The 23,449-nt window shown below is 42.9% G+C and carries 20 protein-coding genes and 1 pseudogene; 13 read left to right on the plus strand and 8 right to left on the minus strand.

All coding sequences use genetic code 11. The features are described from left to right. Window positions 1-384: 384 nt before the first annotated feature. Window positions 385-1,632 carry a Glu/Leu/Phe/Val dehydrogenase gene (locus tag PWQ49_RS01625; protein ID WP_300606901.1) on the minus strand — a complete coding sequence of 416 codons (1,248 nt, stop codon included), beginning with the start codon at window positions 1,630-1,632 and terminating at the stop codon, window positions 385-387. Window positions 1,633-2,107: 475 nt separating this feature from the next. Between PWQ49_RS01625 and PWQ49_RS01630 the strand changes: the two genes are divergently transcribed. Then, complete coding sequence (locus tag PWQ49_RS01630; protein WP_300606904.1) at window positions 2,108-2,416, plus strand: DUF167 domain-containing protein; 309 nt, start codon at window positions 2,108-2,110, stop codon at window positions 2,414-2,416. 2 nt (window positions 2,417-2,418) lie between these two features. Here the strand turns inward: PWQ49_RS01630 and PWQ49_RS01635 are convergent, their stop codons facing one another. Next, window positions 2,419-3,561: a class II fructose-bisphosphate aldolase gene (locus PWQ49_RS01635; RefSeq protein WP_300606907.1), complete on the minus strand. Its 1,143-nt coding sequence runs from the start codon at window positions 3,559-3,561 to the stop codon at window positions 2,419-2,421. Window positions 3,562-3,800: 239 nt separating this feature from the next. Here PWQ49_RS01635 and PWQ49_RS01640 point away from each other — a divergent pair, with 239 nt between their 5' ends. From PWQ49_RS01640 to PWQ49_RS01660, 5 genes are all read left to right on the plus strand, one after another. Continuing rightward, window positions 3,801-3,977 carry a hypothetical protein gene (locus PWQ49_RS01640; protein ID WP_300606909.1) on the plus strand — a complete coding sequence of 59 codons (177 nt, stop codon included), beginning with the start codon at window positions 3,801-3,803 and terminating at the stop codon, window positions 3,975-3,977. A 171-nt stretch (window positions 3,978-4,148) separates the two neighbouring features. Then, window positions 4,149-4,874, plus strand: coding sequence for an NADPH-dependent F420 reductase (gene npdG / locus PWQ49_RS01645; protein ID WP_300606912.1), 726 nt, complete (start codon window positions 4,149-4,151; stop codon window positions 4,872-4,874). Between the two features lie 172 nt (window positions 4,875-5,046). Then, on the plus strand, window positions 5,047-6,378 hold the full coding sequence (gene glnA, locus PWQ49_RS01650; RefSeq protein WP_300606915.1) for a type I glutamate--ammonia ligase: 1,332 nt from the start codon (window positions 5,047-5,049) through the stop codon (window positions 6,376-6,378). Between the two features lie 40 nt (window positions 6,379-6,418). Then, on the plus strand, window positions 6,419-8,353 hold the full coding sequence (locus PWQ49_RS01655) for a LamG-like jellyroll fold domain-containing protein (RefSeq protein WP_300606917.1): 1,935 nt from the start codon (window positions 6,419-6,421) through the stop codon (window positions 8,351-8,353). Between the two features lie 47 nt (window positions 8,354-8,400). Then, a complete protein-coding gene (locus PWQ49_RS01660) occupies window positions 8,401-8,961 on the plus strand; it encodes a hypothetical protein (RefSeq protein ID WP_300606920.1) in 561 nt (186 codons plus the stop codon). Here the strand turns inward: PWQ49_RS01660 and PWQ49_RS01665 are convergent. The 4 genes from PWQ49_RS01665 to PWQ49_RS01680 all read right to left on the minus strand — a co-directional run bounded on the left by PWQ49_RS01665 (window position 8,958) and on the right by PWQ49_RS01680 (window position 12,882). Continuing rightward, complete coding sequence (locus PWQ49_RS01665) at window positions 8,958-9,242, minus strand: DUF1894 domain-containing protein (RefSeq protein ID WP_300606923.1); 285 nt, start codon at window positions 9,240-9,242, stop codon at window positions 8,958-8,960. The two genes, PWQ49_RS01660 and PWQ49_RS01665, sit on opposite strands and share 4 nt — an antisense overlap. Window positions 9,243-9,251: 9 nt before the next feature. Beyond that, complete coding sequence (gene purM, locus PWQ49_RS01670; protein WP_300606925.1) at window positions 9,252-10,253, minus strand: phosphoribosylformylglycinamidine cyclo-ligase; 1,002 nt, start codon at window positions 10,251-10,253, stop codon at window positions 9,252-9,254. Window positions 10,254-10,255: 2 nt separating this feature from the next. After that, a complete protein-coding gene (locus tag PWQ49_RS01675) occupies window positions 10,256-11,662 on the minus strand; it encodes an aspartate kinase (protein WP_300606928.1) in 1,407 nt (468 codons plus the stop codon). An 83-nt stretch (window positions 11,663-11,745) separates the two neighbouring features. Further along, a complete protein-coding gene (locus PWQ49_RS01680; RefSeq protein ID WP_300606930.1) occupies window positions 11,746-12,882 on the minus strand; it encodes an S-layer protein domain-containing protein in 1,137 nt (378 codons plus the stop codon). Between the two features lie 85 nt (window positions 12,883-12,967). On the opposite strand from PWQ49_RS01680, the gene PWQ49_RS01685 reads away from it, so the two are divergent. The 3 genes from PWQ49_RS01685 to PWQ49_RS01695 all read left to right on the plus strand — a co-directional run bounded on the left by PWQ49_RS01685 (window position 12,968) and on the right by PWQ49_RS01695 (window position 15,652). Further along, the gene (locus tag PWQ49_RS01685; RefSeq protein WP_300606933.1) at window positions 12,968-14,164 is read left to right on the plus strand and encodes a cofactor-independent phosphoglycerate mutase; all 1,197 of its coding nucleotides are present in this window, start codon (window positions 12,968-12,970) and stop codon (window positions 14,162-14,164) included. 83 nt (window positions 14,165-14,247) lie between these two features. After that, complete coding sequence (locus tag PWQ49_RS01690) at window positions 14,248-14,721, plus strand: Hsp20/alpha crystallin family protein (protein WP_300606935.1); 474 nt, start codon at window positions 14,248-14,250, stop codon at window positions 14,719-14,721. Window positions 14,722-14,890: 169 nt separating this feature from the next. Then, entirely contained in the window at window positions 14,891-15,652 is a 762-nt protein-coding gene (locus PWQ49_RS01695; protein WP_300606938.1) for a coenzyme F420-0:L-glutamate ligase, read from the plus strand. On the opposite strand, the gene PWQ49_RS01700 is transcribed toward PWQ49_RS01695, so the two are convergent. Both PWQ49_RS01700 and PWQ49_RS01705 read right to left on the minus strand, forming a co-directional pair. Further along, window positions 15,629-16,099 carry a cytidine/deoxycytidylate deaminase family protein gene (locus PWQ49_RS01700; protein WP_300606940.1) on the minus strand — a complete coding sequence of 157 codons (471 nt, stop codon included), beginning with the start codon at window positions 16,097-16,099 and terminating at the stop codon, window positions 15,629-15,631. The two genes, PWQ49_RS01695 and PWQ49_RS01700, sit on opposite strands and share 24 nt — an antisense overlap. Before the next feature lie 441 nt (window positions 16,100-16,540). Then, the gene (locus PWQ49_RS01705; RefSeq protein WP_300606942.1) at window positions 16,541-17,971 is read right to left on the minus strand and encodes a right-handed parallel beta-helix repeat-containing protein; all 1,431 of its coding nucleotides are present in this window, start codon (window positions 17,969-17,971) and stop codon (window positions 16,541-16,543) included. Between the two features lie 228 nt (window positions 17,972-18,199). On the opposite strand from PWQ49_RS01705, the gene PWQ49_RS01710 reads away from it, so the two are divergent. From PWQ49_RS01710 to PWQ49_RS01725, 4 genes and pseudogenes are all read left to right on the plus strand, one after another. Continuing rightward, entirely contained in the window at window positions 18,200-19,096 is an 897-nt protein-coding gene (locus PWQ49_RS01710) for a protein translocase subunit SecF (RefSeq protein ID WP_300606945.1), read from the plus strand. Beyond that, window positions 19,093-20,781 (plus strand): preprotein translocase subunit SecD, encoded by a 1,689-nt coding sequence (locus PWQ49_RS01715; RefSeq protein ID WP_300606947.1) that lies wholly within the window; start codon window positions 19,093-19,095, stop codon window positions 20,779-20,781. Before PWQ49_RS01710 ends, PWQ49_RS01715 begins: the two co-directional genes overlap by 4 nt. A 12-nt stretch (window positions 20,782-20,793) precedes the next feature. Then, on the plus strand, window positions 20,794-21,816 hold the full coding sequence (locus PWQ49_RS01720; RefSeq protein WP_300607182.1) for an AAA family ATPase: 1,023 nt from the start codon (window positions 20,794-20,796) through the stop codon (window positions 21,814-21,816). After that, a pseudogene (locus PWQ49_RS01725) lies at window positions 21,809-23,443 on the plus strand (tRNA uridine(34) 5-carboxymethylaminomethyl modification radical SAM/GNAT enzyme Elp3). Before PWQ49_RS01720 ends, PWQ49_RS01725 begins: the two are co-directional and overlap by 8 nt. The last annotated feature ends 6 nt before the right edge of the window (window positions 23,444-23,449 follow it).

Consider the following 23,449-nt stretch of genomic DNA (forward strand, 5'->3'; position numbering starts at 1 on the left):
TTACATGAAAGGTATGTTTCATAATGGAAAAATCAAGTTGCTTCCACACATTTTCTTTTTAGTATGATGGAGTTCACTTTAGGTTGTAAACCAAAGAAGGGAAATTAGGTCATTTTATAAAATCAAGGTGGATATCTATTTTCTTTAGAAACGTCAAGATCTTCAAGATTTATGACTATTACATACCAAGATGATGAATGACCGAATGCAAGTTGAATGAGTTTTCAATCTTCCATATCAATTGAACTGGAGAAAACAAATATTAAATCAGCTGCTCAATATTGAGGAGATCCAATAAAACGATTGGTTCGAAAAAATAGCCGATGACCCCACATAAAGGAGGGTCATTCAGCTATTTTTAAACGACAGGTGTTTGCGGAGGGCTTAAATCCAGCCGCGGTCACTCATTGCAACTACGACACGGTCAATAGCAACTACATAAGCTGCGGTTCTCATGTCGATGTCGTATTTCTTGGATGCTTCAAGAACTGCGTGGTATGCATCAGTCATCTTTCTGTCCAGACGACTGTGAACACGTTCCTCGCTCCAGTAGTACATGTAGAAGTTCTGTACCATTTCAAAGTATGACACAGTTACTCCACCAGCGTTACAGAGGAAATCAGGAATGACATGTACGCCCCTCTCGTGGAGAATTACGTCTGCCTTTGGTGTAGTAGGACCGTTTGCAAGTTCTGCTACAATCTTAGCTTTGATTTTGTCTGCGTTGTTCTCGGTGATTACGTGTTCAAGAGCTGCAGGGATGAGTATATCAACATCAAGTTCAAGAAGGTCCTCGTTGGAAATTGGATCGGTGTTTGAAAGACCCACAACGGATCCGGTGTCAACTTTGTGCTGGAATGCAACTTCCGGATCAATACCGTCCATGTTCATGATGCCACCCTTGCTGTCACTTATCGCAACAACAGTAGATCCGTATTCTTCGGTTGCAATTTTTGCTGCGAAGTATCCTGCGTTTCCATATCCCTGAATAGCAACTTTTGCACCTTTTAGATCAATTCCGAGTTCTTTTGCTGCTTCACGGATAGTGTAAAGACCTCCTCTTGCAGTCGCGTCTCCTCTTCCGAGTGAACCACCGATTGAGAGTGGCTTACCAGTGATGACACCTGCTTTGTTCATGCCGGAGATTTTGGAGAATTCATCCATCATCCATGCCATCATTTTGGGGTTGGTGTATACATCAGGTGCAGGAATATCTTTTTCCGGACCTACAATCTGGGAGATGCTCTGGATATATTTGCGGGAGAGACGTTCTAGTTCGCCATCGGACATTTCCTTAGGGTTGCAGATTACACCACCTTTACCACCGCCAAGTGGAATATCAACGACTGCACATTTCCAGGTCATCCATGCTGCAAGAGCCCTTACAGTGTCAATGGTTTCATCCGGGTGGAACCTGATACCGCCTTTTGTGGGTCCTCTTGCATCGTTGTACTGAACCCGAAATCCTTCAAAGACCCGAATGGAACCGTCGTCCATGCGGATTGGAAGGGAGACATGCATTTCACGCATTGGGTGTCTGAGCATTTCATGTACACCGTCATCGAGTTTAAGAATTGCTGCACACTTTGCTAACTGCATCCTTGAGTTTTCAAATGGATTTTCTGTTGACATTTGTTTGACCTCTTTGATTTATGAGACGTTTTAGGCTAATTTAATTGATAGGCAAACCCGATGTATGTTTCATACCGACGTTTTCTGATTTCGTTTTTAATTGTTCCTTGTAGGTGAACCTCTCCAACCAGACACCGCATGTAGAGTTTGCTCAAATCACGTTGGGTTGGCAATCAATTACCTTCTTCTAATATATAAGTTAAACGGTACTACACATGATCTAACGACATCTTTTTATCAAATACAGAGCGTAGGAAAATATGCGCATTGTAAGGTCCTTGCACAAGAATATGGCAGAAGCCTTTCAATGAGTGTACAGACAACCTCAATGCGCTATATTGGAGACGATGCGACAAAGCCTGTCACGAGGGTAACCGGAAAGGACCGCGGAGATATCCAGAGGATGAACTTCCGGAGTTAGTGCGTCGGGCGACAGCATTGTCCCCGTTTCATGCAATCCCCTGGAATTATATTTATGCGTGTAAGTGATGCTATCCACGAGACTGATACGGGAGTAATAATTGATTTTGAAGTCACCGCTGGTTCGAAAACAATTTGTGTCCCAGGAGAATACAATGCGTGGCGAAAGCGCATTGAAGTTAAGCTCACGGAAAAAGCACAAAAAGGAAAAGCAAATATGCAGCTTATCCGTAAGCTATCGGAAATCTTTGGCATCCCCACGTCATCGATATCAATTACTGCCGGTGCAAAAAGCAGCCAGAAGACGGTTTATTTGGAGGGGCTCAGTAAGAAAAAGGCTGAAGAGCTCCTTTTGAAAAAATGAGTTTAGAGGGAAGAAATATATTCCCTCACTATTTTAGCAGTGCCCTCTGCTTTGAAAGCTTTCAGTAAGATTATGGTTTCTGCATAGACCCGGGCGTCAATCGCAACTTTTGTATTATTATTTACCGCATAAATCCTATCAAAGAACTCCCCTATTGCGAATTTACTGAATTTGCCGAAAATCTCATTTTCGGATTTATCCGGAGCTTTCTCGCGGTACGTTTTTATTGTCCAGTTCCAGATGTCCCAAAAAAGTTCGGGTTCAAAAATCCTGAAAATATCCCATACAATGTTCTGGAAATAGGTTGCAACATTTCCTTTAAGGATAGCACCGTGCGGGAAGCGCTCATAAATCAATTCCGGGGGCGTTCCGGTAATCCCATGCTGTGCAATACGCACATTTGAACCGCTTTTCTTGAGAGCATCTGCCACCGCGATGGTTTGTTCAACATCAATTGAAATATCTTCAATCAGGTGCCCTGCACTATCATAGGCATTTCCATGAGCACTGCCATTTGCAATGGCAAGAACATGAGGATATACACCATTTTCATTAAGTGCCTGAATAAAAGTAACGGCTTCTTCAGGTCTTGTGAGTACACGCCCATGTTCATCCTCTCGCCCGATTTCACCTACCTCTACTTCAAGGCCATACTCTTTTCCGGCCATTTTTTCTTCAATGTAATGGGCGATTTCAGTAGTAGCATTAATATTGTCTGCCAGCTCTTCCCTTAAATTGCCGCCTTGGAAATTAAAAAGATGGGATGCATCAATGGCAAAAGATGTAAAACCTGCATCAATCTGCCCGCTCACAAGCTCTTTTGTGGCTTCAATGTCCTCTGGAGTACCTTTCTTAATACCAATATGATCAGCATGAAGTGCCCACATATCGTAGTCTACTTCCGCTGCAGCTTCTCGTGACCGTCTAGATAATTCAGCTGGAGTCAACCCGGTATATCCGCCACTAAGATCAGATTCAGATCTTGCAAGCTCCAAAATAACAGGTGCATCCATTTCCTTTGCTGCTCTGAGAATACCTTTCGTTACCAAGGTTATGCGGGTGTTGGTCGCAAGGATAATCGTTTCCCTATCCAGCAGGGCATTAAAGAAATAAGAACTCGGTAATGGCTCGTAGTTTCCGCTCATATATATTTAACCTCAAAACCCTTTTGTCTGATAGATATACCTTTCAATTCATAATGATTTCTGTTGAAGACTTCGCTAAATCCCGGAATTTATGTGATTACTTATAGATCACTCATAAATGATTGTTCGGAATTATAAGTTTTATAGAAAATAAGTTTTATAGAATTTCTCTGCCTGCAAAACCATAAGTCCTAAATATAGAAAAGCACATCAGATGGATTGGTTAATGGAGGTAAATCATGAAAGAGATTCTCAAACTTGAGAATAAGTTCCGTAAGATGAATGCACAGGAACTTTATGAGTATGCAACCCAGCATTACCCAGAGATCCCAAATGTCGGGATTGGAAAACCAAAGCTTGTCATTCGCAGGCTATTAAATCTTGAGAGGGAGAGACTTTACCGGGAAGAAAAATAAATCCTGAATTCCCTGTCAAGACCATCCAGTTCCAAAAATTACTGCTAAATAAAGAGGAATACCTGAATAATCAGGCAACTTCTCAATTAACCTTTTTTTCGACACTATTCATCGACTTGTAATTAAAACAAAGAGAAACTTTTTATTGTATTACAAAATATGGGGGTTCCAATGAAAATTGCAGTAATAGGTGGCACTGGCAATATCGGGAAAGGATTTGCGCTCAGGTGGGGCCAAAAGCACGAAGTAATTGTCGGCTCCCGGGATCAGAAAAGAGCTGAAACCAAAGCTGCTGAATTTACAGCTATACTGAAAGATTACGGTCTTGATGCTAATATTACTGGCGCACTTAACAAAAAGGCAGCGGCAGCGGCTGATGTAGTGGTCCTTGCAATCAGGTATAATCAGGTGTTTGCAATAATTGATCAAATTAAACCTGTACTAAAAGATCAGATTGTCATATCTGTTGTTGTACCAATGGCAAAGGATCGGTGTATGATAGTCCCGGATTCCACTACTATTGAGGTTAAAGCAACTGATCGCGATGATTATAAAGTGGATTACTTCTGCTACAGCACTCCTGCTTCAGGCAGTGCGGCAGAGGAAATAGATGCCATGCTTCCAGATGGAATTAAACTCGTATCCGCATTCCACAATGTACCTGCAGCAAAACTCTCAAATATGGATATCGAATTGAGTTATGATGTCGGAGTCTGCGGAAACAACATGCATTCTAAAAAGGTTGTTTTTGATCTTGTAAGGGATATTTCCAACATGAGACCACTCGACATAGGCCCACTTGAAACATCTTCGATGGTTGAATCCCTGACGCCTCTTCTTATCAATATAGCCATCAGGAACAATATGAAAGATGTTGGGATAAAGTTCATTGATTAAAACTGCTGGTTACAAGCAGTTCTTTTTTAGGGCACCTATTTGTTTTAAGTTAGCTTTTATAAATTGAAACTCAGTCACTTCTATAGTCTTTCGATTTTATTTATCACCAAAAGCATGATATATCATACGGGGCGTAAAAGCAATCAATATTGCTAATCATCAGGTGATACTAATGATAATCAACACTAAAGAGGATGTTTTGAAAGCAATTGAAGAACTAGATGTCAAGTTCATTCGTCTGCAATTTACTGATATTCAGGGGGTTGTTAAGGATGTCGAGATCCCTGTGACACAGATCCAGAAAGCCCTCGGTCCAGGCATATCGTTTGATGGTTCTTCAGTTGAAGGTTTTGTAAGAATTGATGAATCCGACATGGTGTTGCATCCTGATGTTCGCAGCTTTGCTATTTTGCCGTGGAATCAGAGCAGAGGTGTTGTTGCCAGGATGATCTGTGATGTCTATAAACCGGATGGAACTCCATTTACCGGGGATCCACGCTATGTTCTCAAGAAAGTACTTGAAGAAGCTCATGATATGGGTTATACATTCAATGTAGGACCGGAACTTGAATTCTTCCTTTTTGAAATAGAGGACGGAGTTGCCACAACAAAACCCCATGATTTTGGACGTTACTTTGAATTCGCTCCGGCAGATCTCGCTGAAGATATTCGAAGAGAGATCGTACAGACTCTTACTGATATGAATTTTGATATTGAAGCATCCCACCATGAGGTTGCTTTCGGACAGCATGAAATTGATTTCAAATACGGGGATGCCCTTACCACTGCAGATAACGTGGTGACATTCAAGTATGTGACAAGGACAATTGCAAAACTCAATGGTCTTCATGCAACTTTTATGCCAAAGCCCGTTTTTGGGGAGAATGGATCAGGTATGCACATAAATCTCTCTCTCTCAAAGGATGGTAAGAATGCTTTCTATGATCCAGATGGTGAAATGGAATTAAGCGATATCGCATTTTATTTTATTGGCGGATTGCTTAAGCATGTAAAGGCTATTGCAGCAATTTCCAACCCGCTGGTCAATTCATACAAGAGGCTTGTTCCCGGCTATGAAGCTCCTGTTTACATTACCTGGTCAGGAGCAAACCGCAGTTCTCTTATACGTATTCCATCAGCAAGGGGTAACAGTACAAGAATTGAGTTGAGAAACCCGGATCCTTCATGCAATCCTTATCTCACATTTGCAGCTATTCTGGCAGCTGGTCTTGACGGAATTAAAAACAAGATAGATCCGTCGGAGAAATACACGGAAGAAAATATCTTTGAATTAACGGCTTGTGGACTTCTTGACAAAGGTATCAAAACACTTCCAGAAACTCTTAATGAAGCTTCGATGTATTTTGCGAACGATGAACTGCTCATGAATGCACTTGGGGAGCATGTGCATAATAATGTCCTGCGGATTGCAAAGGCAGAATGGGATAATTACAGGATCCAAGTTCACGACTGGGAAATCCAGCGTTACCTAAATACCGTATGATCCACCAATAATATATTGTATAAAATTGTTTAATTATTGCATGCCAGTCATTCCACGCAGGAATAAGCTTTTAAGCAATGATTCTGCTGTAGCGGAAGTAGTCGGTGAAATACTTTTGACTGCGATTGTAGTTCTGGCATTTGCTTCCATTGTCACTTTTGTTTTTTCACAGCTAGGACCAGCTGAGTCTGCAAGGGTGGATGTAGATGCTTGGGCAGATACTGAATCAGATACTCTTTATTTCAGGCATGCTGGTGGGGAAACCGTTGATATCAATGAACTAGAGCTGTTGGTAAACATTAACGGTACCACTAAGAGGATTGATTCGGATACTATATCTTCTTTCTATCATCGGGATATGTGGGAATTTGGTGATATCATTGCCTTGAATGTATCCGATATGTTTGGATACAATATAAATGAAAACAGTTATTTGCAATCAAAGATGATTCATACCTCGGCGAATCTTGTTTTTTTTGACAGCCAGTTATACGGAGGTGACACCTATTACTCAGGTTCTTCCGGGAACCTGCAGGCTCCAGTACTCACCGACCCGTACCCTCCCAATCTATCCTGTACCAGTAGTGTGCTAGAACCCGCAACCTTCAAAGCAACGAGCAGCCAAGCTTCATATAATGAATTCCTTCTGAACGGCGTGCGTGTGGCATGGTCCAATGGCACCTTCCCTATTTATACTAATACGCCTCTTTCCGCGGGTACCCATACCCTGACCCTTGTAGCTCACAACACCATTGATCCCTCACTTACCGATTCGATCACATGGGAATGGACCGTAACGGGTATGCCGGGTATCTATGCGGATCGGCTTATCCTGAACAAAAACGATATAGGTGGTGTCATAAAAGATGGTGGATATATCAGCTTCACCAATGAAGGGAATTACCGTTATGTTACGATAGACGGAACCCAGTATGATCTGAACCCAGGGGATTCCATAAAGCTGGAGATCGTGAATGACCAGACCTCTGGGCAGATCGATATGAACATAGAGAGTGCCCAGATATCGACTTTTGATTTCAATGTCAACCTATACATAAACGGCGTTCTGGTAGATTCGGGATACGTTACCGATTTGTATGTTCAACCGATATCAGATTTCATTTCCACTTTGCGGTATGAACTACCATCCTATGAGAGTGGGACCTATCTTAAAGCTAATAACGATGTCATAATTGGCTGGTGGCCCACCAATGATTCAGCGATAAACATTTATAATATCGGATTTTACAGCTCCGGTTCAACGTTACTTACGTTTAATCCCTCAGATACCTATCTAAAATGCAGCGGATACTACGAGATCTTGCCAGCATCATCTTCTTCACTGACATCTCCTGTATCTCTCTGGACTTTTAACAGCAGCAATGCAGACGATTCCATTGATGACAATGACGGAAGCACCGTCAGGCAGGTTGAGTGGGGCACGGGCGTGGGAGGGACTACTGGTCTTATGTTGGATGGGCTGGACGAATATGTCACGGTTCCAGACAGCAGCAACCTTGACCTTTCGGACGAAGGCAGTATCGTGGCGTGGATCTATATGGACGAATTCATACCCTATGCCGGGATCGTGCACAAAGGTCAGCTAAAGGACTATTCGGACGAAGCCTATTTCCTCAAGATGTGGGAAACCCCGAAAGTCTATTTTGGCATAAACCAATTAACAGTTTCCTCAAGCACCACTCTTAATGAAGGCCAGTGGTATCATCTTGTGGGGACATGGAATTCCAGTTCCGTAAATCTCTACATTGACGGTGAGCTGGACACTTCCACAATCAACCAGTGGGGTATTTCGGCGCCCAAGACCTCTGGTTCTCTGCAGATCGGGGCGCAGATTACCGAAAATATTGGATTGGGGATGAAAAACTTTGGATTCGATGGTTCTATTGATGAAGTTGCAATATATGACTATGCACTCAATGCCACGGAAGTCGAACTACTCTACAACCAGTACTGAGCACCGTATCGTCAATAATATAATCTTTGTCGGGAGTATCTTTTACCATGACCGATGTACTACTGCTCTGGGATAAACCTCTCCTATTTGAAAAGCTCTTCAGAGAACATGGCTATGAACACATGCGGGTAGACGGCAATGCCTTGGGAACTCCTTTCCTGCCGGCAACAAGATGCCTGATAGTTCCTACCGGTTTTGCCAATACGGCCTATACAAAGGTATACAGAGGGATCGAAAATAAAGGCTCTCAAGTGGTCGCCTTTGTGAAAAAGGGAGGTGTCCTCGTGGTGTTTGGGGCATGTGTTTCCGCATACAACTATAACTGGCTGCCTTTTGAGCTAACATATGTGGAGGAACACATGCAGATTCCCGTAGAGGTGGTGGATAAGGAGATGGGATATATAATATCCGTTCCTCTGGAAGTGTATTGTGATGGCTACTTCTCAAAAACGGACGGGGATGTGATCCTCAGAGACAAACAGGGGCGTGCTTTGATGGTGAAAAAAAAGATAGGAGATGGGCTGGTCATCGCCACGACTGTTCATGAGTTTCCTACCAAGGAATTCCTCAAATATGTGGTGGAAAAGGGTAAACATGCCCGTATTTAATCGGCGTGGCCTTCACTTCTCAGTTTATCGATTTCGTCCCCTGCATTGTCCAGTTTGAGTACAAACAGGCCGGTACAGGGCTTTACGTACTGGAAGTAGATTGTATCTCCCTTCAGACCAATTGGTATTGTCTTCGCTCCCTTAAGCATAACACCGCGGATTTTGTAACCTGCAGGAACATGGTACATCTCGTCAGAGTTCTTGCGAATGAAATCCTCGCATTCTTTCGGGGAGGCACCTTTAAGCATTATTTCATAGGGTATGTCATTGATACAAGACATTTGAATACCTTAGATGATATCGATTCCTTTCAATTTGATCCCTTTCTCCACGATTTTACCCACAATTTTCCCATTGCAGAGGCTTGCAGCTTTTTTGGCTTCTTCCGGTGGTAGTATTATCAAAAAGCCCATTCCCATGTTGAAGGTGCGATACATTTCAGCTTCATCCACTCCTCCTTCTTTCTGGAGAAACCTGAAAACTTCCGGTGGCTCAATTGGGTCAGTAAATTCAAATCCGAGATTGGTAACCCTCTGAAGTTTCAACAATCCACTCCCTGTGATGTGTGCAAGCCCGTGTACATTACATTCCCGGATTACGTCCAGCACTTCCATGTAAATTCGGGTAGGGGTGATAAGCTCTTCACCGATGGTTTTTGTGGGATCATAGGGGAGAGGATCATGATAGGAATAATTCGATTCTTCAATTATCCTGCGAACAAGGGTGTAACCATTGCTGTGTATCCCACTGCTGGGGAGTCCCACAAGCGCATCACCAATTTTCACCTTTTCACCGGTTATAATTTCGTTTTTCTTAACCATACCGAGACAGGTTCCTGCAAGGTCAAAACCGTTAACTATCTCCGGCAAGGTTGCTGTTTCCCCTCCAAGAATTGAAATTTTTGAGATTTCAGCTCCTTTTGCAAGTCCGATGCCAATCTGACGGGCAAATTCATTGGAGTGTTTTTCAACTGCCAGGTAATCCACAAAACCTATAGGTTCGGCACCAATAGCCAGCAGATCATTGACATTCATGGCAACGCAGTCAATTCCTACTGTATCCCATTTTTCGATTTCCGTTGCAATAAGCACTTTTGATCCTACTCCATCGGTAGCCATTGCAAGCGCATATTCCCCGAAATCCATGAGACCGGCATAATGCCCAATGTTTGTTAAGGGTGCACCAATACCTTTCCTGCGATATGTCATGCTTTTTGTCAGGTTTCCTATTGTATCATTTTCCTTATGGATGTCCACACCGGACTCTGCATATGTGAGTTTTTTCCCCTGCAAAATCATTCCTCCAGTAGAGCACCGAGCCCAAATTCCCTATTTAACGCCCTGACCGCATCTTCCGCATCATCTGAACTGACAACAAATGAAATGTTGTGCTGAGATGAACCCTGACTTATCATAATTACATTGATTTTTTCCCGTCCCAATACGCCGAAAACCCTTCCTGCAACTCCGGGTATACCGTCCATTCCGGCTCCAACGACTGCAAGCACACAAATGTTACTATCACAGGCGACATCAGCAATGGAGTTTTTCTCGAGCTCTGCTTGAAGCGCTTTCATCGCAATATCAAGATCTCTATCATGTACCACAAATGACATGTTAGCTTCGGAGGAGCTTTGACTGATCATAATTATGTTCACACCGGCATCTGCAAGAGCTGAAAATACACGTGCTGCAGTACCAATTGCACCAACCATCCCGGCACCGGAAATGTTTATGGACGCCACATTACGGATCAGAGTGACTGCCTTAACAACATCTTCGCTGCGGGTCTGGTCTGCCACAATAAGTGTTCCTTCAAAGTCTGGCTCAAAGGTGTTTTTGACCCGGACAGGAATACCGTGTTTGATAGCAGGTACAATGGTCCTTGGGTGGAGTACCTTGGCACCGAAGTAGGATAATTCCATTGCTTCGATATAGGATATCTGCATGATTGGGCGTGCATCAGGCACAATGCGGGGGTCACTGGTCATCACCCCATGCACTTCCTTCCACAGCCAGATTTCGTCTGCTTTAAGCGCAGCACCAATGATGGATGCGGTATAGTCAGAGCCGCCCCTGCCAAGGGTTGTGATTATACCATCTTCGTTTTCAGCGATAAAGCCGGTCACTACTGGGATGTGATCATCAATAATTTTCCCGATTATTTTTTCTATGTTGTCGTAGGACTTTTCCAAGGGGATTGCTTTTCCATAGTTACTATTTGTAACAATACCCGCTTCTCCACCGGTAAATGCCTTTGATTTGGTTCCGAAGCTTTGTATTGCTCCGCTTATGATTGGTGCGGCAAGCCTCTCACCATAGGATGAAATATAATCAATGGAACGAGGAGTTAGCTCCCCAAGATAGCAAATTCCAATAAGTGCCTTTTCCAGCTCATCAATACGGGCATCAATTTCTTCGATGACTTCATCAGCTGTATCACTGTCATCGATGGCTTCTTCCACTGCATCATAGTGTTTTTTTGCAAGGTTTGCCATGAATTCCTTGATCTGTGGAACTTTCCCTTTTCTGGAAGCTTCTATGGCATTTTCAAGTAAACCGTCAGTAACACCACCAAGTGCCGAGGTGACTGCCACTATTTGATGGCCTTCTTTTTTGTAATCGTTGAGTAGGCTGGCAACATGGCGGATCTTTTTTCCGTCTTCAATAGACGTTCCGCCAAATTTCATTACATATTTCATGTTTTAATCACGTTTGTGTAAGCTTTAATCGTTTTCTGGCAGTATAATAGGGCAGTTGGATATAAACATTATGAACCATTATTTCATCTGCGCTTCCACATAATGGCTGATACCAGTGCAAGAACTGAAATAACTGCTCCAAAACCCGGAATGCCCTTTAGCTCTTCTTTGATACCGGATTCATTAATGACATCGGTAATATTGCCTACAACAGGCTCAATATCATCTACTGATACAGTCTGTTTTTTGCTCTTCACTTCAAAAGCAACATCTTTCTCAACCTCCAGTCCCTCCTCAGTAATTGCTTTTACGGAAATTTCATAAATACCGGCATCAAGTTTTCCTGTAATTGCAGGGTAGGTCCCCGCATCCACATTATTCCTATGATCTATTAGTTCCCCGTCAAGGAACACTTCTACTCTGGAGGCAGCCTCATCAAGTGTGTAACTGATAATTGCTTCTTCTCCGGCGGAAACGTCACTCAGCGATATTTCTATGTTGAGGCCTGCATCTATTCCGCTGTCCTTGCGTAAGGTAACATTCCTAAGAATGACGATTTTTGAGTCTGTACCTTCAAAGATGGTGTCGACATAAGCCATAAAGATGGTGTGTACTTCCCCGTTATCCTCAAGCGTATAACTGAAGACATCTCCTTCTTCGATTTCATCTTCTGTTTTCAGAATATTGCCATCTTTTTTCAGGATAAGGGTTGCAGTGTCGGTGTCAATATCAGTGAATGTGAGGGTATATCCGTTTTTAAGTATTTTTTCTTCACCTTCTTCCACGGAAACCTCTGAACCCAAGATAAGGAAATCAGAATCGGATCTTTCCGGATCAAGGAACTGTTCAATCAGTATTTTGGAGATTGTTTCATCTCCTGAATTTTTCTTGTCAATAAAAGATACCTTCACGATCAGGTATTTTTTTGTACACTCATCCTCATTATCTTCGAGTTCAAGGATATATTCGTAAGGGTCGTTTTCACGGACAAAACCATTGTCTACTTCATCCCCTTCAAGGGACACCTGTATCCACAGGTCGCCATTGTTACTGTTAATGTCCATAACCTTTATAGAATAATCCTGCTGGAGGTCGAAGACATCGTTGATTGTAGCATCGGTCTCATAATACAGGATGGGTGTTTCATCTTCAATGGCTGCACATACGGCTATGCTTATAAGAATCAATAGAAAAGCTGTTATCAGAATTATGTGCTTCATTTTACCCATCTCTTCATATATTCTTTAAAGTACTAACTTTAAAGTACTAACAGAAGATATATAGCAGTTTTTCCATGGTTGTAGTATGAAATATATAGTACTCATTGGCGACGGGATGGCAGATCACCCTATTGACATCCTTGGCGGGAAAACAATTCTGGAAGCGGCTTCCACTCCGAATATGGACAAAATGGCAAGAGAAGGTGCATGCGGTCTTGCTAATAATGTTCCTGATGGATATCCCGCAGGGAGCGATGTTGCAAACATGTCGATTATGGGATATGACCCCCGAAAGTATTATTCCGGGCGTGCTCCCCTTGAAGCTGCAAGCATGGGCATCGGTTTAAAGGAAGGGGAAGTAGCATTTCGCTGTAATCTCATTACAATTGAAAATGGGCTAATTATCGATCACAGTGCAGGACATATTTCAAGTGAAGAGGCGGCTCAACTTATTAAAGCAGTGGAGAAGAAGCTAGGAGGAGATGTTCATTTTTATCCGGGATTTAGCTACCGCCATCTTATGGTTGCCCCATTTGGTGTGAACTGTATCTGTACGCCACCTCATGATGTGCTGGGGCAACCTGTAAAAGCTCACATGCCAAAAGGAGACGCCTCCGGAAATCTCAGTAAATTGATTGAAGCATCGTGGGATGTTCTTGAAAATCATCCTGTTAATGCCCAGAGGATTGAGGAAGGAAAAAGACCCGCAAATTCGATTTGGTTCTGGGGTCAGGGATATGCTCCGGAGTTCCCTATGTTTTATGATCTCTATGAGCTTAGAGCTTCGGTGATTTCGGCAGTTGATCTCATTAAAGGGTTAGGGGTTTATGCAGGTATGGACGTTCTTAATGTACCCGGAGCCACTGGCTACATTGACACAAACTATGCAGGAAAGGTAGCTTTTGCTTTAAAAGCACTGGAAAACCATGATGCTGTTTTTGTGCATGTTGAAGCACCCGATGAAGCAGGTCATATGGGTAACATTGAAGCCAAAATACAGGCGGTTGAAGACTTTGATGGAAAGATTGTTGGACCCATTTTGGATGGTGTGGAGTCACTTGATGAGGACTGTATAGTCCTTGTCTTACCAGATCACCCGACACCAATTGCCCTAAGAACCCATACTCCGGAATCGGTGCCTTTTGTAGTCTGGTCGACTGCAGATATTATTAGGGATGAAGTTGTCGAGTACACTGAAAAAAGTGTTGCGAATGGATGTTTGGGTACTGTGGAAGGCAATGATTTGATAAAGCTTCTGATGAAACTGGAGAAATCGAATTAAAAAAGCATCTACCGTAATATTTTTAAGTTTAGACAACATAATTTTCGCTGCAGTTCTTAGAAGACTGCAGGAGTGTGGTATTAATGAAGAGTTTAATTCGCAGAACAGGGGTACCGGAAGTTGGCCGTTGGGAGCCATTTAATGATATTCTTGAAGAGATCCGCCTGACACAGGATCACTTAAACCACCTTTTTAAGGACTTTATGCCTTCGATTGAGTTGAAAGGCGGAGATGTATTCGCCCCCCTTGTGGATGTTCAGGAAAAAGAAGATTCTGTAATAGTTACAACGGATCTTCCAGGGGTTGACAAAGCTGATGTAGATATCCGTGTAGGGGAAGGATACATCGAAATAAGTGCTGAGTCGAAAAAAGATGAAGAATCTGAAAAAGAAGGCTACGTCCAGAAAGAACGTAGATATTCCAAGTTCTCACGTGTTGTATCACTGCCTTCCAATGTAACAGATGAAGGTGCAAAAGCAAAGCTTGAGAACGGGGTATTGACTGTAACTCTTCCAAAGATCAAGTCTGAAGAAAAACCAAAGATAGAGATTGAATAATCTCTTATCTTTTTCTTATTTTTTATCGTTTTAATTATTTTCGCGGCATCAGATCAGTATTTGTCGTCATCCTTTACTCGGTGGGGGTAACTCTCATCATCGCCGCATTTAGTAATTGTAGATACTGTTATTTATTCCTGATGCTATTTTCAGTTGAGGTGTTGAGTCTTTGAAAATGGAAGTTCTTACGGTTGATAGCCTGCCTTTGGTACAGCCCGGAGATAACATTGCACAGATGATCTGTGAAAACACTGTCCTTGAAGAGGGGGATATTGTAGTTATCGCATCCACTATTGTTGCAAAGGCAGAAGGTCGCATATTTACACTTGAAAACATTGTTCCCGGGGAACTGGCTCTTAGCCTTGGAAAAAAGGGAGGTAGAGATCCAAGGCTTGTGCAGGCAGTCCTTGACAGGAGTTATGAGTGTCTCGTAGGTTATCCCATAATGCTGATGCAGAGCAAATCTGCCCATGTCTGCATCAATGCAGGAATTGATGATTCTAATGTTGAGGACGGGAAACTTGTGGAATTGCCTGAGGATCCCGATGCCAGTGCATGCAGGATTGGTGAAGAGATCGAGAAGCTTTCAGGCAAAAACGTGAGTGTAATTATTACTGATACCAACGGTAGAGCTTTCAGAATAGGGCAAACGGGCGTGGCAATCGGTGTTTATCACATTAAACCCCTTCGGGACTGGAAAGGTACACATGACCTTTTCGGGATGGAACTTAAAATAAGCGAGGAGGCAGTTGTGGATGAGATAGCAGCCGCAGCTAATTTGTTAATGGGTGAGGGTGATGGTGGATGTCCGGTTGTGATTGTAAGAGGTCTAAACTTCCACACGGATCAAAAAGTCACAATTACCGATCTTTACCGGCCTGACGATGAGGATGTGGTCAAGAAAGCCTTACGCAGTTTTAAGCAGGTGTGATGGCTGCAAATTTTCTACTTCTACCCCGGCATCGCTGAAAAATTCCAGTGCATCGGTATCGGGGTAGGAATTGAGATATACTACCCTTTTAATATTTGAGTTGATTATCATTTTAGCGCACAGGATACAGGGCTGATGCGTGCAGTAAAGAGTGGCGCCTTCAATTCCAACTCCGTGAAGTGCAGCCTGTATTATAGCATTTTGTTCTGCATGGACTGCTCGGCATTTTTCGTGACGGGTGCCTGATTCGATATTATTCATCTCACGGATGCATCCGATGTCAAGACAGTGTTCCATATTTCTCGGCGCACCGTTGTAGCCGGTTGAGAGAATTTGCTTATCACGTACGATAACAGCACCTACCCGGTTGCGCAGACATGTTGAACGTTTGGCTACCACAGTTGTGATTTCAAGGAAATATTCGTCAATAGAAGGTCTCTCATCCATAGCTTATGAGAGGGTTGTAAGATATATATTGGTTTTTGGTGGACTGGAAATTTGATTATTTGGGAATAGAAGCTAAAAATTAAGCATCCTCAGTAATATTAGTTTTGTTCACATGATTCATTTTAGTGATGATTATTTTTTGTCTTTTTAATTAGGGATTTGCTTTCCATACCATGGCTAGCCAGCCATCGATTGCATTTGCGTCAAATCCCATTGTTAGACCACCATACTGAGTGCTTATTTGCGGACATAGGGAGATTAAATCTCAAATAGCTTCAACATCCTCAAATGTTAATTTTACAATGTTGTATGTGTTACTTTGAAAAGTTCCCAGATTTGATATTTTTCCATAGCAAATCTCATTTGTAGAATTTGCGATAAGCCAAAGGTACGTTTTCAATTATCTTCAATAACCATCATTTAGTACTAAAAGAAAACTGTTCAGCAACTCCTGCGCTTCAGCAAAAATGCAGCCATAACCGACAGGATTAGTGTTAGTCCCCCGAATTCTGCCATTGTATTCTCATCAATGTCATTAATGGCAGAAGTATTGGAGATATGATCTTCTGATGACAGGACTGCATTTTTGGAACTCATGCTATCGGAATTAGATAAATCAGCTTCAATGGTATAGAAATAGCAATCTTGAAAAGAAACTGGGGGAGATGTGAACTCAGATTCAATGCTTTTATTGTATCTGATCCATTCCCCGCCATTTACTTTGTAGTAAAGTTCCGTTTTCTCGAAATTTCCGCTGGAATTTTCTGCCATATATTTCTGGAAAAGATTTCCGTAAATTTCACCGGAGCTGTCTGTACTCCATATATTGGGATAGGAATCGCCGTAGAAATCACCATGCAGGTTACCGTATACGATGTTACCGGAAAACGTGTTGTCGTGTGAATATTCTATAGAAATACCATACATTTCGTTTGAGATGGCAGTGTTGTTGGCAAACAGATTATGCATCGATTTTCCAGCCATCTCAAAGGCATTTTCAGCATTTGAATTTACAATATTCTCTTCAAAAACATTGTAATTTGAATCTCTGATCAATATGCCGGTGTCTTTATTTGAGCAGACAGTATTGTTTATGAATTCATTATAATCCGATGATTGTAGGCGAAATCCATAGTAGCCGTTAGAACTGACATTGTTATTTTTCAGGATATTATTAGTGGAGTAGTAAATGTACATCCCGTAGTCGTGGTTTGAGACGATGCTGTTGTTAACAAACTGATCGTAATTGCATTTCTCCAGATTGACTCCAAACCAACTATTTGATTGAGCAATGTTGTCCGCAAGGACATTATAGTCTGATGAAACCAGATCAATCCCATCGTCACCATTTAAACTTAGGTTATTGCCGACAAATGTATTATAGTCAGAGTCATGCACCACAATTCCGTCTCCTCCGTTTTGAGTTGCAATATTGCCGAGAATTGTATTGTTATTGGAAAATTGCAGGATTATTCCAAACATCCCGTTTGAATTAATAGTGTTCCTCACCACCATATTGTTTTTTGAATTATTCATAAAGATCCCGTTTTCATTCAAACTGGCATCATTGTTTCTTATGATGTTGTTGTCCGAGTTCACAAAAATGCCGTAGTTTGATTTTGTAATATGAAAATTCTCAACAACACATCCATCATCTTCAATTGTAATTCCACTGGATTCGCCACTGTCTATGGTGGGATATCCATCTCCTGAATCATTCCCGTGGAGAATAAGATCTGGTTTATTTAAGGCAACAGCTTCGTAGTAGGTTCCACTGTTGACAATTATGGTGTCGCCGGCATTTGCACGGTCTACTGCACCTTGTATCGAATCGCCGCTGTTAACAACATATACGGCTGCATCGGTTACCATAATTGATCCCAGTATAAAAAGTGCCACTATTATAATGCCGGATAATATCTATTTCAAGACAAATCCCCCCGGTTTTCCATGTTTTTTCTTTGTTTTGATTAAATCTACTATGTTTTCTAACATCTCTACTATTAAACGTTGGTGGATTACAGTACAATAAGGAAATTGTTTATATAGTGCAATGCTATGGACTTACACATCTAGTGATAGTTATCGGAGATAATAGTCATGGCTGGTTTTGGAGATAAACTGGAAGCTTTTGTCCGGGGACGTGATATTAAGCAATTAATAGGCATTCCATTGACAGTGTTTGTTGTATCACTCTTGGTTCTTGGGGTTTTGTTTGCGACCACAGGTTCGCCTGTGAATCTTGGTATGGAATTTAAAGGAGGTACCATGATTTCCATGCAGACGGACGATTCCGTATCAGAGCTTGAGGAACTTTACTCTTCTTATGCACTGATTGACGTACGCAAAGCCGGAGAGCGTGCGGTAATGCAATTTGGTCCAATGGATAACGATGAACAGCGTGCCCTTGAACAGAGTGTGATGGATACTTATTCCAATGTCGAAATCCGACAAATCGGTGCGGTTTACGGCGCAGACCTGCAGGCACAGGCACTGAAGGCACTTGTCTTCTCATTCATCGGGATGGCAATAGTCGTCTTCCTGATTTTCAGAACATTTGTACCATCGTTAGCGGTCGTTCTCTCAGCACTCTCCGATATTACGATAGCTGCCGCGTTCATGACTATTGTAGGCATTGAATTATCTCTCGGAACGGTTGCAGCGCTCCTGATGCTTATAGGTTATTCAGTAGACAGCGACATTTTGCTTACCACTCGCGTTCTCAAGCGCAGGGGCAGCATTGATGAAAAAATATCTCTGGCGCTGCATACCGGCTTGACCATGACCACCACAACCCTCGCAGCCCTCGTGGTAATGTATTTTGTAACAACTTTCTCTTATCTCATAACCTCTACAGCTTCCCAGATTAACCTGCTCTCCGACATTGCCATAGTCCTCATCTTTGGACTGCTGGCCGATATTATGAATACATGGATGCTCAATACAGGCATCTTGAAATGGTATGTTGCAAAGAACCCCAGGGGGGTGAAAAAATGAACGAGGGTGGAAAACAGAATCCTAAAACCATCTGGCAAGACTGGAGAGTCAGGATCTTCATCTTTGCTCTCTTGCTGTCAGTTGTAGCAATACATCCGTGGTATTCTGCAGATAAAGGGTTTGATACAAATCTCAATTATGGACTCGATCTCGAAGGAGGTTCTTGGCTTCAGGTAAAACTTCAGGGAGCTGTAATTCAGGCTGATGCGAATTTAGGGCAGATGGCAGAAGCATTACTAGAATCCACAACAGGTTACGATGTCACTATACAAAGCGTGACTAAAACACCCGCTGGCACGTCTACAATAGTAATGGTAACAGATGAACCTGTAGTCAATTCACAAATGGATCTGCTGGGACTGGGAGAGTATTCAATTGCAAGTGAAGGCAACGGATCGGTAGTAACACTTTTCACAACTGAGCAGGTTCTGATGGTGTCATATCTTTCAAACTCACTGGGTTGCGAGGTCGTTCCGTTTACAACCGAAGATGGAGTGGAATATGAGATCCGCACGGCTGTTAGTGAAGAAGAGCTTAATACACTTCTTGCTGCAGTAGGTGGTTCAATACTCTCCGACGAATCTGGCGAATTACTTTATCGTGATGGTGTCAGGACCGAGACACGCGATCTGACCAAAGACATTCTCAGTGACAAACTCAATGGTCTCGGGCTTAAGGATATTCCTGTCAGGACAGTGGGTGATGAGTATATCCTCATAGACTTTGCAGGGATCGATCTTACAACAGCCAAGGATATTGCACTGACTCCCGGTAAGTTCGAAATCCGAATCCAGACCAACGGCAACCAAACAAAACATGTACTTTACGGCGATGACATTGCAAGTGTAGGAATAGCTGGTTATCATGACGGGCAATGGTTCACACCATTTACTCTAAGCGAGGAAGGTGCACTTGCATTACAAAAAGTGGCAATTGAAACAGGAGCAACCCAAAATCCGGATGCACACTGGCTGATGATGTATCTTGATGGAGAGGAAGTGTATGGTGCACCGCTCAGTTTATCTGCAGCTTCAAAACTCCAGCAGACTCCTATTTATGCATGGGAGGCATCCACAGGTTCAGATGAGGATAGTGAAAACCGGGCAAAACAACTTCAGATACACCTTCGTTCCGGTGCACTTCCGGTAAATGTTGAACTCATGGGCTCAGGTCAGGTGGATGCAGCACTTGGAAGCCAGTTCAAAATGGAGGCTGTTATTGCAGGATTACTTGCACTTATAGCAGTTGCACTGACGGTATACCGCAGGTATAGAAAGAAACAGATTCTTATTCCTATGGTCGGGACTTCCCTATCTGAAGTCATAATGATTCTCGGATTTGCTTCTGCAATTAACTGGCAGCTTGACCTCCCGGCAATTGCAGGAATTATCGCAGCCATAGGAACCGGTATTGATCACCTTGTGATAATTACAGATGAAGTGCTTTATGAAGGCAAATTGCCTTCGACTAAGATATATCTGTCACGTATTTCCCGTGCATTTGGCATCATATTCGCAGCCGCTGCTACCACGGTGATTGCAATGGCCCCGCTTGTGGTAATGGGTTTTGGTGCCCTGAAAGGCTTTGCAATAACAACCATTATTGGCGTTATGATTGGTGTGCTGATTGCAAGACCGGTTTATGGCAAAGTGATTAAACATGTCCTTTACGAAGAGGAGGGTTAAGCTACGCAGGACCTGTGGACTGTCAAATATCGACCACAAACCCTTGACGGTATAGTGGGAAACAAGAATGCAGTAGATATGCTTCGTCAGGTGGTGACCTCAGGCCGCTTGCCTCATCTTGTAATCCATGGCCCTGCGGGTTGTGGCAAATCCACAGCAGTCTTTGCCCTTGCGAATGAGTTGTATGGTAAGGATTACGAACGCAATCTCACTTACTTCAACGCATCAGATTTTTTCGATCAGGGGAAACGCTATCTTGTAAGGGATAAACGTTTCATTCGCTTCCTCGGAACGGATGATCCTAAGAAGATCCAGTACAGCGTGATTTCAATTTTCAAGGATCTTGTAAATGAATATGCTGCAATGGGTCAATTGGATGCTGATTATAAAATAATTTTTATTGACAGTGCTGAGTCCCTGAGGGAAGATGCGCAACATGCCCTGAGGAGGATTATGGAGCGCTACAGTAAGACATGCAGGTTCGTTTTTTCCACAACCCAGCCTTCAAGATTGATCTTGCCACTGCGATCGAGGGGTCTGGAACTTTTCTTCACATATGTTGGGGAGGAAGATTTCACAGCTTTCCTTAAAAGAGTCACTGAAGCTGAAAATCTTGATGTGGATGAGGATGCTTGGGGTTACCTGTACATGCTATGCAAAGGCAATATTGCATGCGGACTCAATATCCTGCAGACCATCTCCCTTGAAAACTCCGGTTCAAAAGTGGACACCGAAATGATTTTCACAGCGTCCAAGGAAAGCATTCCTGCAGGTGTGAGGGAGCTTTACAGGACTATTCTCAAAAAAGATCTTCTAGCTGCCCGAAAAGTTATTGATTCTCTTCTTATCAATGATGGTATGTCAGGAGTGGAAGTAATAAGTCAGCTTCACAAGGTTATCTGGGAAGAGACCCTGCAGCCGGAGGACATTGCGGCAATGATGCAGAAACTTTCAGATGCAGATATGCTTATACGCAGCGGTGCCAGCGACAGGATACAGCTTGAAGCCCTTGTCACGGAGATGTCTAATGTTTGATGAAGATGAAAAATTCATAGAGGCATGCAGAAAGATTTTAAATCTGGTCTTAAGTGGTGATATTGAGGACAAAACCCAGTTAAACCGCCAAAAACTGATAATTTGCAGGGAGATGTCCCTCAAGAAATTGCCCCGGAATTCCGATATAATTGCAGTTGCTCCCCCGGAGGTACGGGATAAAGTCAAAGCTCTCCTACGTCGCAAGCCCGTGCGTACAATCTCTGGTGTTGCTGTTATTGCGGTTATGACTTCGCCGGCACCCTGTCCTCATGGAGTTTGTGTACCATGCCCGGGTGGTCCTTCTTCCAGATTCAAGTCTTCCCAGAGTTATATGGGTCAGGAACCTGCAGCTTTGAGGGCTATACGTTATGATTACGATCCTTACAGGATAGTGAACGGCCGCCTTACCCAGCTGGAAGACATCGGACATGATGTTGACAAAGCCGAGTTGATTATTATGGGAGGTACTATGCCTTCCAGATCCTTTGATTATCAGGAGTGGTTTGTAAGGCGTTGTCTTGAGGCTATGAATGATTACCGGGGGAAGCAATGGCGAGAAACTGTCTTTTCAAGGGGGCAGTTTGTTCCGCTAGAAGAGGTTCAGAAAGCCAATGAAACTGCTTCCGTGCGCAACATCGGGATGACTTTTGAGACCCGTCCGGATTGGGCTACTGAAGATGAAGTGGACACAATGCTCCGGCTAGGTGCAACCAAAGTTGAGCTTGGTGTGCAAAGCGTTTTTGATTTTATATTATCCCGTATGAAGAGGGGTCATACGGTAAAAGACACAGTAAATGCAAACCGCATTTTGCGTGACAGTGGTCTGAAAGTAGGCTTTCACATGATGCCCCAGCTTCCGGGATCAGATCGTGAAAGGGACTTACGCGGTTTTAAGAAACTGTTCACGGATTCAAGGTTTATGCCGGATTATCTCAAAATCTATCCAACCCTTGTGACAGAAGGAACCGAACTTAACAAAATGTGGGAGAATGGGCAATATTCTCCACTTTATGATGACGAAGCAGTCGAACTGATTGCAGACATAAAAGCAATACTTCCAAAATGGGTGAGGCTGCAGCGTATACAAAGGGATATCCCTGCAAAACAGATTCTTGCAGGGGTCAGGAAGAGTAATATCAGGCAGCTTGCCTCTGAGAGACTTGAAGAGAAGGGTGGATGTTGCAGATGTATCAGATGCAGGGAAGTTGGGCACAAGCTGCTAAAAGGAAAGGAACCAGTTCCATCTGACATTGAACTAATGGTAGAAAGCTACAAATCATGTGACGGGCTTGAGCACTTTATTTCCTTTGAAGATGTGAGGCAGGATATCCTGATAGGATTTTTGCGTTTACGGTTTCCTCATAATCCTCACCGAAAGGAACTCGAGCATTCTGCTCTTGTGAGGGAATTACATGTTTACGGTTCACTTGTGCCACCTGGAAAGGAAGCAAAGGAAGGAAACTGGCAGCACCGGGGTTATGGGGAGGAGTTGCTAAAAGCAGCTGAATAGATGGCAAGGGCTGCTGGCTATCGTGAGCTTTCAGTTATTAGTGGCATTGGTGCAAGGGAATATTACAGGAAATTCGGATACAGATTAAAAGGTCCATATATGTCCAGAATTCTTTGAAAAGAC

Origin of the sequence: Methanohalophilus sp., assembly GCF_030156785.1 — an archaeon.
GTDB lineage: Archaea > Halobacteriota > Methanosarcinia > Methanosarcinales > Methanosarcinaceae > Methanohalophilus.

What these genes read in the sequence shown, in the direction of transcription:
- PWQ49_RS01625 (WP_300606901.1), bottom strand. Translation starts at nt 1,632, where the DNA reads ATGTCAACAGAAAATCCATTTGAAAACTCAAGGATGCAGTTAGCAAAG.
- PWQ49_RS01630 (WP_300606904.1), top strand. Translation starts at nt 2,108, where the DNA reads ATGCGTGTAAGTGATGCTATCCACGAGACTGATACGGGAGTAATAATT.
- PWQ49_RS01635 (WP_300606907.1), bottom strand. Translation starts at nt 3,561, where the DNA reads ATGAGCGGAAACTACGAGCCATTACCGAGTTCTTATTTCTTTAATGCC.
- PWQ49_RS01640 (WP_300606909.1), top strand. Translation starts at nt 3,801, where the DNA reads ATGAAAGAGATTCTCAAACTTGAGAATAAGTTCCGTAAGATGAATGCA.
- npdG (WP_300606912.1), top strand. Translation starts at nt 4,149, where the DNA reads ATGAAAATTGCAGTAATAGGTGGCACTGGCAATATCGGGAAAGGATTT.
- glnA (WP_300606915.1), top strand. Translation starts at nt 5,047, where the DNA reads ATGATAATCAACACTAAAGAGGATGTTTTGAAAGCAATTGAAGAACTA.
- PWQ49_RS01655 (WP_300606917.1), top strand. Translation starts at nt 6,419, where the DNA reads ATGCCAGTCATTCCACGCAGGAATAAGCTTTTAAGCAATGATTCTGCT.
- PWQ49_RS01660 (WP_300606920.1), top strand. Translation starts at nt 8,401, where the DNA reads ATGACCGATGTACTACTGCTCTGGGATAAACCTCTCCTATTTGAAAAG.
- PWQ49_RS01665 (WP_300606923.1), bottom strand. Translation starts at nt 9,242, where the DNA reads ATGTCTTGTATCAATGACATACCCTATGAAATAATGCTTAAAGGTGCC.
- PWQ49_RS01675 (WP_300606928.1), bottom strand. Translation starts at nt 11,662, where the DNA reads ATGAAATATGTAATGAAATTTGGCGGAACGTCTATTGAAGACGGAAAA.
- PWQ49_RS01680 (WP_300606930.1), bottom strand. Translation starts at nt 12,882, where the DNA reads ATGAAGCACATAATTCTGATAACAGCTTTTCTATTGATTCTTATAAGC.
- PWQ49_RS01685 (WP_300606933.1), top strand. Translation starts at nt 12,968, where the DNA reads ATGAAATATATAGTACTCATTGGCGACGGGATGGCAGATCACCCTATT.
- PWQ49_RS01690 (WP_300606935.1), top strand. Translation starts at nt 14,248, where the DNA reads ATGAAGAGTTTAATTCGCAGAACAGGGGTACCGGAAGTTGGCCGTTGG.
- PWQ49_RS01700 (WP_300606940.1), bottom strand. Translation starts at nt 16,099, where the DNA reads ATGGATGAGAGACCTTCTATTGACGAATATTTCCTTGAAATCACAACT.
- PWQ49_RS01705 (WP_300606942.1), bottom strand. Translation starts at nt 17,971, where the DNA reads ATGGTAACCGATGCAGCCGTATATGTTGTTAACAGCGGCGATTCGATA.
- PWQ49_RS01710 (WP_300606945.1), top strand. Translation starts at nt 18,200, where the DNA reads ATGGCTGGTTTTGGAGATAAACTGGAAGCTTTTGTCCGGGGACGTGAT.
- PWQ49_RS01715 (WP_300606947.1), top strand. Translation starts at nt 19,093, where the DNA reads ATGAACGAGGGTGGAAAACAGAATCCTAAAACCATCTGGCAAGACTGG.